At 68.3% G+C, this 13,749-nt stretch carries 12 protein-coding genes and 5 pseudogenes; 11 read left to right on the forward strand and 6 right to left on the reverse strand.

The features are described 5' to 3' along the window. Window positions 1-57: 57 nt before the first annotated feature. Entirely contained in the window at window positions 58-1,731 is a 1,674-nt protein-coding gene (locus tag V8690_RS02625; protein ID WP_338775670.1) for a BCCT family transporter, read from the reverse strand. Between the two features lie 234 nt (window positions 1,732-1,965). Here V8690_RS02625 and V8690_RS02630 point away from each other — a divergent pair, with 234 nt between their 5' ends. The 3 genes and pseudogenes from V8690_RS02630 to V8690_RS02640 form a co-directional block, all read left to right on the forward strand. Then, a complete protein-coding gene (locus V8690_RS02630) occupies window positions 1,966-2,223 on the forward strand; it encodes a metalloregulator ArsR/SmtB family transcription factor (RefSeq protein WP_338775671.1) in 258 nt (85 codons plus the stop codon). A gap of 634 nt (window positions 2,224-2,857) precedes the next feature. Further along, window positions 2,858-3,222: pseudogene (locus V8690_RS02635) on the forward strand (sigma factor); the annotation flags it as partial. 13 nt (window positions 3,223-3,235) lie between these two features. Further along, window positions 3,236-3,540: pseudogene (locus V8690_RS02640) on the forward strand (IS1380 family transposase); the annotation flags it as partial. A gap of 137 nt (window positions 3,541-3,677) precedes the next feature. On the opposite strand, the gene V8690_RS02645 reads toward V8690_RS02640, so the two are convergent. Continuing rightward, window positions 3,678-4,142, reverse strand: a complete 465-nt coding sequence (locus V8690_RS02645; RefSeq protein ID WP_338775672.1) for a MarR family transcriptional regulator — start codon at window positions 4,140-4,142, stop codon at window positions 3,678-3,680. A 135-nt stretch (window positions 4,143-4,277) separates the two neighbouring features. Between V8690_RS02645 and gap the strand changes: the two genes are divergently transcribed. Both gap and V8690_RS02655 read left to right on the forward strand, forming a co-directional pair. Further along, window positions 4,278-5,282 (forward strand): type I glyceraldehyde-3-phosphate dehydrogenase, encoded by a 1,005-nt coding sequence (gap, locus tag V8690_RS02650; RefSeq protein ID WP_338775673.1) that lies wholly within the window; start codon window positions 4,278-4,280, stop codon window positions 5,280-5,282. A gap of 234 nt (window positions 5,283-5,516) precedes the next feature. Beyond that, a pseudogene (locus V8690_RS02655) lies at window positions 5,517-5,660 on the forward strand (IS1380 family transposase); the annotation flags it as partial. Window positions 5,661-5,828: 168 nt separating this feature from the next. Here V8690_RS02655 and V8690_RS02660 read toward each other — a convergent pair. Beyond that, the gene (locus tag V8690_RS02660; protein ID WP_338775674.1) at window positions 5,829-6,278 is read right to left on the reverse strand and encodes a peptidoglycan-binding protein; all 450 of its coding nucleotides are present in this window, start codon (window positions 6,276-6,278) and stop codon (window positions 5,829-5,831) included. Between the two features lie 126 nt (window positions 6,279-6,404). Between V8690_RS02660 and V8690_RS02665 the strand changes: the two genes are divergently transcribed. From V8690_RS02665 to V8690_RS02675, 3 genes and pseudogenes are all read left to right on the forward strand, one after another. Then, entirely contained in the window at window positions 6,405-7,385 is a 981-nt protein-coding gene (locus V8690_RS02665) for a helix-turn-helix domain-containing protein (RefSeq protein ID WP_338775675.1), read from the forward strand. Window positions 7,386-7,450: 65 nt separating this feature from the next. Next, window positions 7,451-7,731, forward strand: a pseudogene (locus V8690_RS02670) (IS1380 family transposase); the annotation flags it as partial. Window positions 7,732-7,905: 174 nt separating this feature from the next. Beyond that, window positions 7,906-8,286 (forward strand): AAA family ATPase, encoded by a 381-nt coding sequence (locus V8690_RS02675; protein ID WP_338785222.1) that lies wholly within the window; start codon window positions 7,906-7,908, stop codon window positions 8,284-8,286. Between the two features lie 10 nt (window positions 8,287-8,296). On the opposite strand, the pseudogene V8690_RS02680 reads toward V8690_RS02675, so the two are convergent. Next, window positions 8,297-9,536, reverse strand: a pseudogene (locus tag V8690_RS02680) (IS701 family transposase). A gap of 136 nt (window positions 9,537-9,672) precedes the next feature. Here V8690_RS02680 and V8690_RS02685 point away from each other — a divergent pair. The 3 genes from V8690_RS02685 to V8690_RS02695 are packed head-to-tail and all read left to right on the forward strand — an operon-like array spanning window position 9,673 to window position 11,149. Beyond that, window positions 9,673-9,939, forward strand: coding sequence for a hypothetical protein (locus tag V8690_RS02685; RefSeq protein ID WP_338775676.1), 267 nt, complete (start codon window positions 9,673-9,675; stop codon window positions 9,937-9,939). A gap of 55 nt (window positions 9,940-9,994) precedes the next feature. Then, window positions 9,995-10,762, forward strand: coding sequence for an alpha/beta fold hydrolase (locus tag V8690_RS02690; protein WP_338775677.1), 768 nt, complete (start codon window positions 9,995-9,997; stop codon window positions 10,760-10,762). Window positions 10,763-10,819: 57 nt separating this feature from the next. Next, window positions 10,820-11,149, forward strand: a complete 330-nt coding sequence (locus tag V8690_RS02695) for an NIPSNAP family protein (protein WP_338785223.1) — start codon at window positions 10,820-10,822, stop codon at window positions 11,147-11,149. Window positions 11,150-11,934: 785 nt separating this feature from the next. Here the strand turns inward: V8690_RS02695 and V8690_RS02700 are convergent. After that, entirely contained in the window at window positions 11,935-12,852 is a 918-nt protein-coding gene (locus tag V8690_RS02700) for a chromosome condensation regulator (RefSeq protein WP_338775678.1), read from the reverse strand. A gap of 62 nt (window positions 12,853-12,914) precedes the next feature. Continuing rightward, window positions 12,915-13,712 (reverse strand): IS5 family transposase, encoded by a 798-nt coding sequence (locus V8690_RS02705; protein ID WP_338775679.1) that lies wholly within the window; start codon window positions 13,710-13,712, stop codon window positions 12,915-12,917. Window positions 13,713-13,749 lie beyond the last annotated feature (37 nt).

Consider the following 13,749-nt stretch of genomic DNA (forward strand, 5'->3'; position numbering starts at 1 on the left):
AGAAGCACGCCGAGGGTCAAGGGGTTGGCGCCGACGGGGTCGACTCGGCCGGGCAGCTCAGCCCGCGGGCTGCGAGTCCGCCATGGCCTCGGCCGGCCGTACACCGTCGTCCGGTCCCGGCTCGCCTGCGGCGTCGGCGGCGTCGGTGAGGCCTTCCCGTGCCTCCGACGAGGCGGGAACCGGCTCGGCGCGCAGGGCCTTGACCAGGGAGACGCACAGGCCGATCATCACGAAGAGGAACGGGAACGCGGCGATGATGGCCACCTGCTTGACCGCCTCCAGGCCTCCGGCCAGCAACAGCACGGCCGCGACCAGACCGGTCAGCGCGCCCCAGAGGATCACGACGAGGCGGCCGGGGGCCATGCTGCCCCGGCAGGAGAGCATACCGAGGACGACGGATGCCGCATCCGCGCCGCTCACGAAGAACAGGCCGACCAGAATGATCACCACGACCGAGGTGACGGGGAACCAGGGAAGGTTCTGCAGGGTGGCGAACAGGCCCGCTTCCTCGCCCTTGGCGACCGCCTCGGCCAGGTGACCTCCGTGCATCTCCTGGTTCAGGGCGGTCCCGCCGAGGATCGCGAACCACACGACACTCACCAGGCTCGGCGCGATGATCACACCGACGATGAACTGCCGGATGGTGCGCCCGCGGGAGATCCGGGCGATGAAGGTCCCGACGAACGGCGTCCAGGAGATCCACCACGCCCAGTAGAAGACCGTCCAGCCGGAGAGCCATTCGCCGCCGCCGAAGGCACCCGTCGTGAAACTCATCTTCGGCAGCGAGGCCAGATAGCCGCCCAGCGCCTCGGTCTGGCCCTCCAGGATGAACACCGTGGGGCCCGTCATGAAGACGAAGAGCAGCAGGACGGCGGCCAGGATCATGTTGCCGTTGCTCAGCCACTGGATGCCGCGGTGCACACCGGACAGGGCGGAGAGCACGAACAGAACGGTGAGGACCGCGATGATCGAGACGGCCAGCGCGGTGGAGTCGGGGACGCCCCAGACCTCTTTCAGGCCCCGGTTGACCTGGAGCGCACCCAGCCCAAGGGAGACGGCGGAACCGAAGAGGGTGGCGAAGATCGCCAGAATGTCGATGGCCTTGCCCAGCGGTCCGTCCACACGGTCGCCGAGCAGCGGGCGAAAGGCGGAGCTGATCAGGCTGTTGCCGCTCTTGCGGAAACCGAAGTAGGCGAGCGCCAGCCCGGCGACGGCGTACATCGCCCAGGGATGGATCGCCCAGTGGAAGTACGAGTACTCCAGCGCCAGTCGGGCGGCGTCCTCACTGCCCGCCTTCGCGGAGCCCGGTGGCGGGCTGGACATATGCATGATCGGCTCGCTCGCCCCGTAGAACATGAGGCCGATCCCCATGCCGGCGCTGAACATCATCGCCACCCAGGACGCGGTGCTGAACTCCGGGCGCTCACCGTCTCTGCCGAGCCGGATGGAGCCGAACCGGCTGAACGCGAGCACCGTTGCCAGCACCACGAACCCGGAACTCGTCAGGACGAACAGCCAGCCGAAGTTGTCGATGATCCGGCCCAGCGTCGTCTCGGCGACCGTGGCGAGACTGTCGGTGAAGAACACCCCCCAGGCGACGAAGAGGGCGGACAGCGTGACGGATATATAGAGGACGGCCGGATCCACCCGTGCGAGGGTCGATGTCGTTTTCTTCGTCGTCTTCTTCGTCGTCTTCTTCTTCGTCGTCTTCTTCGTCGTCGCGGTAGTCATCCGCAGCCTTCCGACGGGGAACGGGGGTGGCGGGTCTGCATCCCTGTGAGAGCACCGCACACGGCGGTGCGCAACACGCAACTTCGAGCTCGATGTGCAACACAGTTCCTGTCACGTCCCGGTGCGTCAACCCCCTGTACACCGACCCTCAGGGCATTTCCGGGCTATCGAACCGCCGCCCCGGACCTGTTGACTTCCTGACCGACCCCACTCACGACGACGGACGCTCGGACTATGCTCGGGCACCCGCGTCTCGTAGGGGAGTTCACCCACGAGCGGAGGATGAGCCAGCCACGGGTGTCCAAGCACCTGCGGGTACTGCGCGACGCCGGACTCGTCGCGGTGCGGGCGGAAGCACAGCGCCGCTGGTACGAGCTCCGCCCGGAGCCGTTGGCCGATCTCGACGCCTGGCTCGCGCCGTATCGCCGACTGTGGACGGAACGCCTGGAAGTACTGGAACGACACCTGGAAACGATGCCCGACGCCCCTTAGGAACAGCCGCGCCAGGCGGCCGAGGAGCAGTGACGACTGTGAGGGCACGGTCTACACGGCCACCATCACCCACGACGATCACCTCAGGATCGAGCTGCGCGACGAGGGGCCCGGTTGCCTCCTGGTCTTCACGCGCATCATGGCCGATCCCTCGATCGCCGACGGTGCCTCCCGAGGCTGGCAGGCGTGCCTGGACGAGCTCGCGGCGCGGCTCGAGACAGCTGGATGACCGCCCGGGGCGGTGTGGCGCGCGCGTCAGAACCACGGGGCTTCGACGCCGGCCGCGAAGGAGCCGACGGCATCCGCACCTGCTCCTCGCGGCCGAGGGTGGGCGAACAGGGGATGCCGGAATGGCTTGCCGTCCGCCCGTGTGGCGCCTGCCAACAGGTACGTGGCGGTGAAGGGTGGGGTGGCAATCACCCCGCAGGACGGAGTGCTACCAGCGCCGGCACGCTCAGACCGAACATCAAGACACCCAGGGGGAGATGGACGACGAGACGTGCGCGATGCCGAGCACGACCTGGACCGAGGCGAGTACGAGGAAACCTGACGCGTACCAGACAGGGGAGCGAGCCGCCGCCCGGCTTCCCGACGACGCGGGCCTGCGAAAGGTAGGGCGAGGAGGGCCGGAAGCATGGGGACTGTCGGGACCAGCACGGATGAGATTGCCGGCGAGCGACGCCACCTGATCAATGTCGCCTACCGGTTGCTCGGTTCGGTGACCGAGGCCGAGGACGCCGTGCAGGACGCCTACGTGCGCTGGTACGGACTGCCGCGAAGCCGGCAGGAGGAGATCCGGTCCCCCGGCGCCTGGCTGACGACGGTGACCAGCCGCATCTGCCTGGACCTGCTCGGCTCGGCGCGGGCCCGCCGTGAACGCTATGTCGGCGCGTGGTCGCCCGAGCCACTGCCCGAGCGCACCGATGGGACCACGCGGGCGGCGCCGACCCCACCGGCCTCACAGATCCCGCCGACCAGATCGTCCTGGCTGACGCCGTGGAGGCCTGGCCGGCGCAGGGCCCGGGCGGTGCGCGATCCGGGCAAAGTCCTGCTGGATATCGCGCTCGCCGCGGCGATTCGCACCGCCCGGACGGAAGTGCGTGCACATGTCTGGACGTTGGCCGGCGAGGCGACTCCAGACGCCGGCGGTCAGGTGCCCATGGAGCTGGGCGGGGTGCTCGTCATCGCGCACTCCGAAAAGCAGGGACCCGCCGCCTGGAGAAGACCTGCGGACACCACCCGCTCATGGGGTTCGTCGGCCAGGACCACGACCGGGGCGGGTCCGGGGAACCGGTCATGGGCCTGCTGCGGCCGGGAACACCGGCTCCTACACCGCTGTCGGCCGTAGCAGACGCTGATCCGATACGACTCCGGCGGTGGAGGGATCGCCTATGGAGCGATCACCGTGTCCGGCCCGTACCTGGAGCCGCTCCGCGGAGATGAGTGGACAGGCCCTACCGTCCGGCTCGGGTCCCGAGTTCCGCGAGGCGGGTCAGGGCGGGGAGAGCCGCGGCGATCGCCTGTCGTTCGGCGGGCGTCAGCTGGGCGATCACCGGGAGCAGGTGGCGGCAGCGGTCCTCGTGCCGGGCCTGGCCGATCCTCCGGCCGCTCTCGGTGATGCGGATGAGCGCGGCGCGTCCGTCCGCCGGGTCGGGACGGCGTTCCACGAGCCCGTCGCGCTCGAGCCGCGTGATCATCTGAGTGAGCCCCGGCTGGCTGATCTGCTCGGTCCTGGCGAGTTCGGTCAGCCGCTTCGGACCGCTGACAGCCAGTGTGTCCAGCACGGACAGTGTCGTGAACGACAGTTGCTGCACCACGGGAAGCCGGATGTAGTAGCGGTTGAAGTTCTCGATCGCCCTCGTGAAATCACCGACGTCCAAGTCGGCGTCGACGTCGGCTCGATGAGTAGAAGTCACCATGGAAATGTACCGCAGACTTATATAAGCTACTTATCGATCGCGTACCAGCGCCTCGCCTGGGCGCGTGGTCTGCATCGCCCCTGGGCGCAACGGCGCGTCAATCGACATCACGAGCGCTAGGCGAAGGACACACCCATGACTGTGCGTATCGGCATCAACGGCTTCGGACGTATCGGCCGCAACGTCTTCCGTGCGGCGGCAGCCCGGGACTCGCAGCTGGAGATCGTCGCCGTCAACGACCTCGGCGACGTGCCCACCATGGCCCACCTGCTCGCTTACGACTCGATCCTGGGCCGCTTCCCCGAGGAGATCACCGCCGAGCCGGGTGCGATCCGCGTGGGCGACCGAACGATCAAGGTCCTCGCCGAGCGGGACCCCGGGGCCCTGCCCTGGGGCGACCTGGGAGTGGACATCGTGATCGAGTCCACCGGCATCTTCACCGACGCCGCGAGGGCGCGCTCACACGTCGAAGGAGGAGCGAAGAAGGTCATCATCGCGGCTCCGGCCAGCGGCGAGGACATCACGGTCGTACTCGGCGTCAACGATGCTGCCTACGATCCGCAGCGCCACACGATCATCTCCAATGCCTCCTGCACCACCAACTGTCTTGCCGTACTGGCCAAGGTGCTGCACGACGCCGTCGGCGTCGACACCGGCATGATGACCACGGTCCACGCCTACACGCAGGACCAGAACCTCCAGGACGCCCCGCACAAGGACCTGCGCCGGGCCCGGGCCGCGGCCCTGAACATCGTGCCCACCTCCAGTGGCGCCGCCAAGGCCATCGGCCTTGTCCTGCCGGAGCTCGCCTGGCGGCTGGACGCCTTCGCCCTGCGGGTGCCCGTCCCGACCGGCTCGGTCACCGACCTCACCGTCACCACCCGCCGTGGCACCACCGTGGAGGAGGTGAAAGAGGCGTACGCAGCTGCGGCCTCGGGACCGTACAAGGGCCTGCTCTCCTACCTGGACGCGCCGCTGGTCAGCACCGACATCGTGGGCGACCCGGCCTCCTGCGTCTTCGACGCCGGGCTCACGCGGGTGTCCGGCCCGCAGGTCAAGGTCGTCGGCTGGTACGACAACGAATGGGGCTACTCCAACCGCCTTGTCGACTTGGCACTGCTCGTCGGGTCGTCTCTGTAGGTTTCGCCGGCCCGGCGCCTTCACCACCCGAACGTCAGCTCCGGCCGCCCGTCAAAGGGCGGTCACCGCTTCATCGCGCCCGTGACCGGCTCGCAGCGCACCCGACGCCACCGACGCCGTCGGTCCCGTACGCCGCCTCGCACCGCGGATGCAACCCTGACGGCCCTGGACCGAGTCAGCGAATGATCCCTCCACCCCTGCTCCGGCCGGGTAACGCCGGCTTTGACACCGCGGTCGCACTCGGTCGGCATGCCCCTCACCGACGCCATTCTTGCGGTCCCGGCCTCGGCCTGGGCGCCGGCCGTCGAACCCGACGGCGACATCCGCCACTGCGCCTGGGTGGCCGAACTCGCCGGCGACTGCCTGACCGGCTGGCCCGCTGAGCGCACCGGGGTGCGGGTGTTCCCGGCACACCCCACCGAAACCGTGGAATCCGGCGTCCACCCGGCACGACAGCAGGGACCCATCCCTGCCCACGGTCAGTCCACACAGCCGAAACGGCCCGCCGGAAGATCCGGCGGACCGTCTTGGCATGCCGAGGCCAGATCAGCAACTCGCGGCGCAGGCTGCGGCCAGCCTCTTGAAGGCGGCTATGGAGTTGGGGCCCCAGATCCCGTCGATCGGGCCGGGGTAGCCGTAGCCGGCCATCAGCAGACGCTGTAACGCCTTATTGGTGTTGGGCCCGGGGATTCCGTCGATGGCGCCCGTGTACTCCCAGTGTTTGGCGAGGGCCCGCTGCAACGCCTTCCAGCTGTTGGTGCCCAACTGGCCGTCAAGCGCGCCGGAGTAGCCCCAGTTGGCCTTCAGCTCGCACTGGACGTACCTGGCTTCCGTGGTGGTGAGACCGTGATTGTCGACCGCGGCGATCTGGACGCCGGCCGCCGGCTTCGCGGCCACCTCGGTCCCCGAAACGGCCGCGCTCGTACCGGCCAGGCCCCCTACGAGGATCCCGGCGACGGCGCTGACGCTGACGAACGTTCTCGTCAAGGTGCGCATGTTTTCCCCCTTCTCAGTTCTTCGACTGGCGCGAACTCATGTTCCCGACCCACGCCGTCGCTGTCATGCTCATACGAATCTGCTGATACATCGCAGGTCGGAGCGCATGCGCACAGGGGGAAAGGGATGCTCCGCTTTCACTTCACGCCCATAGACCTGACCAGAGTCAGAATCGCGGACGCGCCCCACCCGCTCTGGGAAATCGCCACCAGCTTGCACCGCTTCCAGACCCGCCACGGCCGCTGGGCCTACGCCTCCTGGCACCGGACCGCCGTATCCGCACTCCGCGAGACCGGCCTCGACGGGGCGATGAGATCCGTCCTGTTGCCGCTCTTCCCACGAGCCAGTTATTTCCCGGACTTCCTCACTCCGCTGGAGGGAAAAGAAGGGCTCACCGCCGGTATCGACGCCCTCCTGGCCACCCCGTCCGCCCAGGTCGCGAGGGAGATCTCACGGCTCACCCGGTCCATCGGCGCCCCGTCCTGGGTTCATCGGCTCAGCGAGGGCCGGACGCTCCGCGAGGTGGTGCGCGTACTGCGCGCGTACTACGACACGGTGATCACGCCGTACGAGGAGGCCCTCCACGCCCGTCTGCACGCCGAGCGGACCCGCCGCGCCGGCGCCCTGTTCCGCTCCGGGGTCGAAGAGGTCCTCGGGACCCTGGCGCCCACCATCCGCTGGCGTCATCCCGTCCTGGAGATTGACGCGTACCCGGACGACCGCGACGTCCACCTCAACGGCCGCGGCCTCCTCCTCATCCCCTCCTACTTCTGCTGGAACACCCCGGTCACGCTGGCCGACCCGGACCTGCCGCCCGTGCTGCTGTACCCGCTCCACCACTCGACCACCACATCCCCGCCCGCGGAGAAGGCCCATTTGCACGCCCTTCTGGGCACCACCCGGGCCGCCATCCTGCGCGCCACCGCCGCCGGCGCCACCACGACCGAAGCCGCCCGCCGGTCGGGCGTCACCCCCACCACCGCCAGCCATCACACCACGGTGCTGCGCGACGCCGGACTCATCGCCAGCCACCGCCACGCGAACACGGTCCTGCACACCCTCACCCCGCTGGGCGCCGCGCTGCTGAAACAGCACGCGGCGCCATGAGGCGGTGTGTGACTTCAGGTGGGCTGTCCGCGGCGTGGTCACAAGCGAGAGAAGTTCCTCTGAGGATGCGGCTGAGCGTCCGCAAACAACGCCCGCACCCCACTGCCCGGTTGCGCTTCACGGACGCCGACGGCATGCGGCTGACCTGCTTCGCCACCAACACACCGCGCGTCCCGATCGCCGAACTGGAACTGCAGCACCGGCAGCGGGCTCGCGCCGAGGACGACATCCGTGCCGCGCGTGCCACCGGCCTGCGCAACCTGCACACGACGCCGCGCAGAACCAGGTCTGGCCCGAGATCATCCAGATCGCCCTGGACCTGCTCGCCTGGATGCCGATGCTCGCGAGCCTCCTCGTGTCGTCAGCGGCGTGTCCGTGGTCGGCCGGTGCTTCGGGGTCGACCTGACGGGCTGATCTGGGTGTAGGACGCGAGGGCGGGGTCGAGGCGCACCGGATGGCGAGCGGCGGTCAGCATCTCGGGGTGGGGATGGTGTGCGCTGGGGAGCATCGGTATGAAGGCATGTCGGCATGGTCATACGGGGGGCTACAAGTGGCGGGGCAGGGGCCTTCACGACAGGAGCTGATCCGGCGGCAACGCCAGGCCGGATTCATCGGACGACAGGGTGAGCTGACGGCTTTCAGAGAGGCTCTGAAGCAGTCACCACAAGAGGCCACGCAGTTCCTCTTCCACATCCACGGCCCGGCTGGCGTAGGTAAGTCCACCCTTGTACGGCAGTTGGAGAGTATGGCCCGCGAAGCCCATGCCCTCACCGCTTACGCGGACGAATCGTCGGCGGACCCGGTGGAGGCGATGGAGGCGATGGAGGCGATCTGCGCGCAGTTCGCCCACCAGGGAACGGAGCTGAAGCGCATTGAGAAGCTGTTAGTACTCCAGCTGTAGATCGTGATCTTCATGTCTGGGATGCGGCTTGCCGCCGGTAGTGAATGGTGCGTGATCGTGCCTGGTGGCGGCGGCGCCAGTCGGACCAGGCAAGCCGGTGGACGCCGTCGCGGACGGGTCGGACGACGAGCGCGATGAACAGGCGGCAGATCTCGTTGCAGGACAGCGGGATCAGGTCGTCCGGCGTGGGCCGGTGTGCGTGTTCGTCGGCGCGGACGACGGCGAGGAAGGCGTGGGCCAGCATCGCGAGGGTGACCCAGCGGGCCCACGAGGGGTAGCGGCGGACCTGGTGCTCGTGCAGCCCGGCCAGTCCCTTCTCGGTTTTGGAAGGTCTCCTCCACCCGCCATCTGGAGCCTGCGACCTTGATCAGGGTGGCCAGGGATGTCGGCGCGGTGGAGTGACAGCGGTAGTAGGCGAGTTCACCGGTGCTGCGTTGCGGCGGATCAGCAGCTGGTGGCGGCCCGGGGCTGCCTCGGCGAGGTCGATGACGGCCCAGTCGTAGAACCCCGCTGCCCCTTCGCACCGCGCCCGGCCGAGAGCTTCTGCCAGGCCCGTTTCGGCACCTTCCGCGCCAGAGCATCGGCGCGGAAGGTGCCTGCGCCGGTGGGCACTTCGGCCGAGCAGGCCACCGCGAGGACACAGCCGATGCCGCGTTCCTCCAGAGCCGCACGGAGTCTTGGGTTGCCGCCGTAGACCTCGTCCCCGGTGACCAAGCCGACGTGGTGTCCGGCGTCCAGGAACCGTTCGATCATCGTGCGGGCCAGGTCTGGCTTGGTCGCGAAGACTGTGTCCCCGCCGAGTCCGGCAGCCCGGCAGCGGTCCGGGTCGCACGTCCAGGAGCGCGGATGTACAGCTCCCGGTCCACCGCCGCGTGACCGCGCTCGCCGGCGTAGACGAGGTAGACCGCGACCTGGGAGTTCTCGATCCGTCCAGCGGTTCCGGTGTACTGGCGCTGGACCCCAACCGTGTGGGTGCCCTTCTTCACGTCGCCGGTCTCATCGACGACCAGGACCGCGGCATCGTCATATAGGTGCTCGACGACGTATTCGCGCACGTCATCACGGACGCCATCGGCATCCCAGGCGGCTCGGCACAGCAGATGCTGCATGCCATGCGGGCTGCTCTCCCCGGCCCACTCCGCGATCGTCCAGCAGTTCTTGCGCGGCAGGTCCGACAGCAGGCCCAGCACCAACCGACCGGTCCGCAGCCGTGGTTCGACCCGGGCGAACCGGCCCGCGATCCGGCCCATGGCCACCTCGAACGCCTCCCGCCAACGGACGGGATCTATGCTGTGACCTGCGGCCACGTGATCACCGCTTGTCTTCACACCACACGATGATCACCGGTGGCCGCAGCCGCCCCCACGAGTACGCGAGGATGGTTGTGTGACCCACGTCCACATCGTCTATGCGCATCCCAGCGAGCGGAGCTTCACACGCGAGGTTCTCGACGCGTACCTGGGCGGGCTCGACGCCGCCGGCCACACGCGCACGGTCTCGGATCTCAACGAGATCCAGCGCCCAGTCACGACACTCGTTGTCCGACCTGCCCTCGACGCGGCACACCGGCAGCACTGGTCGATCTGGCACCGCCGCCACCAAGCCCACGCCCGCGCAAGCCGCTACCACCGCCAGGCAGCCCTCCAACCATGAAGACGGCACGACCGTGGTAGACGAGCCCCGGCAGCCCGTGAGAAGGTGACATCCCGTGCTGCCAGTGATCTTCATTCATGGTCTGATCGGCTCATTCGCCGACCCACGTGCCCTCGCGCCGCTCCACCCGGCCTCCACCCTCTGCCCCGACCTGCACGGTTACGGGGCCGATGCCCTGGCCGAGCCCGGCACTATCACCATCGACATGCAGGTGGAATACCTGCGTGCGGCCATTGACCAGGCGCTGCCGGGCGGTCGCGTCCATCTGGTCGGGCATTCGGTCGGCGGCGTGATCGCCGCCGCGTTCGCCCACCGGTTCCCGGAGCGGACCGCAACGCTGGTCAGCGTCGAGGGCAACTTCAGTCTCGCGGACGCTTTCTGGTCGCAGCGGCTGGCAGCCAAGACAGCCGCCGAGGTGGAGCAGATCGTGCAAGCCGACCGTGCTGATCCCGGACGGTGGCTGCGCGCGGGAGGCATCGAGCCGACCAGGGAGCACCTCCGCTCTGCAACACAAGACCTGGCCTACCAGCCCGCTTCGACCATCCACGCCATGGCTCGTGCTGTCGTCGAGTACACCGCTGGACCTGACTACCAGCTGCTGCTGCGGGACGTGTTCGAGCGCGTCCCGGTCCATCTGGTCGCCGGGGCCCGCTCACGCGCGGGGTGGGACGTGCCTACCTGGGCTCTGTCCGCCGCTGCCAGTTACACCGAGCTTCCCCGCACGGGCCATATGGTGATGCTGGAAGCGCCCGCGGAGTTCGGCGCACTCCTCGCCGGGCTCCTTACCCCGGCGTCAGCAAGCCGGGTCAGCACCCCAGAGTGACTACTGGGGTCGGTGCCGACCGCGACCGGCGCCCACTGGGCCAGAAGGAAAACTGACGTGATCACTTGTCATCTGCGCTATGAGATCGATCCCAGCCAGACTGTCGCGTTCGAGACGTACGTGACGGGGTGGATCCCGATCGTCGCCCGCTTCGGCGGCACGCACCACGGCTGCTTCTTGCCGCACGAAAGCGCCAACGACATCGCCTACGCCCTGTTCTCCTTCCCCAGCCTGGCTGCCTACGAGGACTACCGGGCTGCCATCCGGCAGGATCCGGAAGCTCAGCAGCTCTGGCAGCTCAGCACCGAGACCGGCTGCATCCGCCGCTTCGACCGGACCTTCCTCCGCCCGGCAATGCAACCGTCAGGCGGCGTTGCGGCCACTTAACCCGCTCGCAGACGGGTGTCCTGACCGGCACTGTTCGGCAGGGACACTCCCCGGCTCACTGGCGCCGACTCCTCCACACCACTCCACGACCACGAAGATCACGATCTACAGCTGGAGTATTAGCCATGTACTGGAGGCGTCGGATGAGTCCGATGCCGCAACGACCTCAGGTGGGGGCGACCCGCAGGCAAACGGCCCAGAAGGCACAACCCAAGGGATGACCGGTCGGGCACCGTCACCGGCAAGCGTGGTCGCCACCCAGCTCGGCCCGGCGGGCTTGGGTCTGATTCCCGGTGCCGGGGCCATCACCGGGGCCGTCGACCCGCGTCAGATCGCCGGCGAAGTGGACCGGGCCAGGGTGACGATCAGCGCCCGGCTGCGCAGCCATGAGGATGTCCAGCTCGTTCTGTCACCCCTGCGTGCCCTCACGCCCGTGTTCCTTCGGGATCTGGCTGAGGCCGCGCGCCGCCACCCGTGGGTGGTGCTGTTCTTCGACACCTACGAGCTCACCGGCCCGCGCTGCTGGACGTATGGCTGCGGGACGTACTGGTCAGTGACAGGTACGGAGAGCTACCCGCCAACGTCCTGGTCGTCCTCGCTGGCCAGGGCCAGCTCGATGCGCGCTGCTGGCAGGACTGGCTCGACCTTGTCAACGCCCTTCCTCTGCATTCCTTTGTTCGGGGCGGCATACATTAGCCCAGGTCGGCCGAGGGTCAGCGGGGGTGTGCGCGGTTTCGACCAGGGCGGCCGCGAGGCCTTCGCGGCGGATGCGCTTAGGACTGGAATCAGAATGAGGTCTCTGTGGCTCGGGAATGACGCCGTGTTAGTCCGCGTTGGCGCGGCCCGGAGGCCTGTGGAAGCTGAACTCCGGACCAGGCATCGACTTCACACTGTCTGTCGGCATTGTTCCCTGTGGTCACGACTGTGCCGTTGGCACGCAGGCCAAGGGTGTGCGTTGAACCGCCCGCCACGGCGACAATGTCGCGCCAATCGCCGACTTCGCACTGTCCGTAGCTGTTGTCTCCTGCTGCGAGGACCCGTCCGGACGCAGTGACCCCGACGGTGTGGTAGCTGCCCGAGTCGAGCGCCACCACGTCTTCCCACTCATCGACCTCGCACGCCCCGGTTGCCCGGTCTCCGGTCGCTACTGCCCGCCCGTCGGCTCTGAGGCCGACGGTATGGAGATACCCGGCCGAAATGGCGGTTAGGTCGCGCCACCCTTCAACGGCACACTGTCGTCGTCGGTTGTTCCCCGTGGCCAGTGCAGAACCGTCCGACCGGACGCCGACCGAGTGCCAGTCACCACACGAGAGGACGACCATCTCGCGCCAGGACTGCACGTCGCACTGCCCTTCTGAACTCCGGCCAACTGCTAGCACGCGGCCATTCGCGAGTAGCCCGAGCGTGCGGCGCCAGCCTGCGGCCACGGCCGTGATGCCTCGCCATCCGGCGACATCACATTGCCCATCGCCATTCCACCCCGTTGCCAGCACCGTGCCGTCCGACAGGAGTCCCACCGTATGAGCCCTGCCTGTGTTCGTCGCGGTATGGACGTTGCCAGCTGCCACCGCGACGACGTCTTCCCATCGCTCGACACGACATTCAGCGGCTGCGGTATTGCCCACGGCGAGAACGGTTCCATCCCAGCGCCGTCCGACCGAATGACGCCTTCCGGCCGCCACCGCCGACGAGTTGGCGAGCATTCCGCCTCCTTGTGCTTGGCGCGAGTTCGCGACGTGGGATGCCACCTTACTTTGGACTGGAATCAGAGCGGGGTCCTCAGTCGTCGCCAGCAGATGACGGCACAACCGAGTGTGATGAAGGCCTGGTGGATGTCGTCGCGGATCTCCCAGCGGATACGTAGGCGGCGGAACCAGTGCAGTAGTGCGATGGCGCCTTCCACGACCCAGCGGTGTACGCCGAGTCCGGAGCCGTGTTCGGTGCCGCGCCGGGCGATGTGCGGGGTGATTTCGAACCGTCGGACCCGGTCGCGGTAGCTCTCGTGGTCGTAGCCGCGGTCGGCGTAGAGGTGCTTCGGGCGGCGCAGCGGTTGGCCGCGTTTGCCGCGGATCGGCGGGACGGCTCGGATCAGTGGGATCAGCTGAGTCACGTCGTTGCGGTTGCCGCCGGTCAGCGTGGCGGCCAGCGGGATGCCGTGGGCCTCGACGATCACGTGGTGCTTGCTGCCGGTCTTGCCCTGGTCCACCGGGGACGGGCCGGTGGCCGCACCACCTTTCATCGCCCGCAGATGGCTCGAGTCGACCGACGCCCGGGACAGATCCAGTATGCCGGCCACCCGCAGTTCGGCCAGCAGCATCTCGTGCAGGCGCTGCCAGACCCCGGCCTCGTTCCACCCCCGCAGTCGCCTCCAGCAGGTCATCCCGGAGCCGAAGCCGAGTTCCTGCGGGAGGTAGCGCCAGGGGATACCGGTGTAGAGCACGAACAGGATGCCGCACAGAACCCGCCGGTCATCGAGCCGACGACGCCCCGGGTACCGGAAGCGCCGCTCAATCACCGGCAACAGCGGCTCGATACGCTCCCACAGCCCATCGTCAACCCCCACGGCTTGCGCCCACCACGAGTCTCGGTCGCAACCATCC

The sequence above is a fragment of the Streptomyces sp. DG1A-41 genome (genome assembly GCF_037055355.1).
Taxonomy (GTDB): Bacteria; Actinomycetota; Actinomycetes; order Streptomycetales; family Streptomycetaceae; genus Streptomyces.

Bases quoted from the DNA above. Each gene is read 5' to 3' on its own strand.
- V8690_RS02625 (WP_338775670.1), bottom strand. From the start codon at position 1,731: ATGACTACCGCGACGACGAAGAAGACGACGAAGAAGAAGACGACGAAG.
- V8690_RS02630 (WP_338775671.1), top strand. From the start codon at position 1,966: ATGCTCGGGCACCCGCGTCTCGTAGGGGAGTTCACCCACGAGCGGAGG.
- V8690_RS02645 (WP_338775672.1), bottom strand. From the start codon at position 4,142: ATGGTGACTTCTACTCATCGAGCCGACGTCGACGCCGACTTGGACGTC.
- gap (WP_338775673.1), top strand. From the start codon at position 4,278: ATGACTGTGCGTATCGGCATCAACGGCTTCGGACGTATCGGCCGCAAC.
- V8690_RS02660 (WP_338775674.1), bottom strand. From the start codon at position 6,278: ATGCGCACCTTGACGAGAACGTTCGTCAGCGTCAGCGCCGTCGCCGGG.
- V8690_RS02665 (WP_338775675.1), top strand. From the start codon at position 6,405: ATGCTCCGCTTTCACTTCACGCCCATAGACCTGACCAGAGTCAGAATC.
- V8690_RS02675 (WP_338785222.1), top strand. From the start codon at position 7,906: ATGTCGGCATGGTCATACGGGGGGCTACAAGTGGCGGGGCAGGGGCCT.
- V8690_RS02700 (WP_338775678.1), bottom strand. From the start codon at position 12,852: ATGCTCGCCAACTCGTCGGCGGTGGCGGCCGGAAGGCGTCATTCGGTC.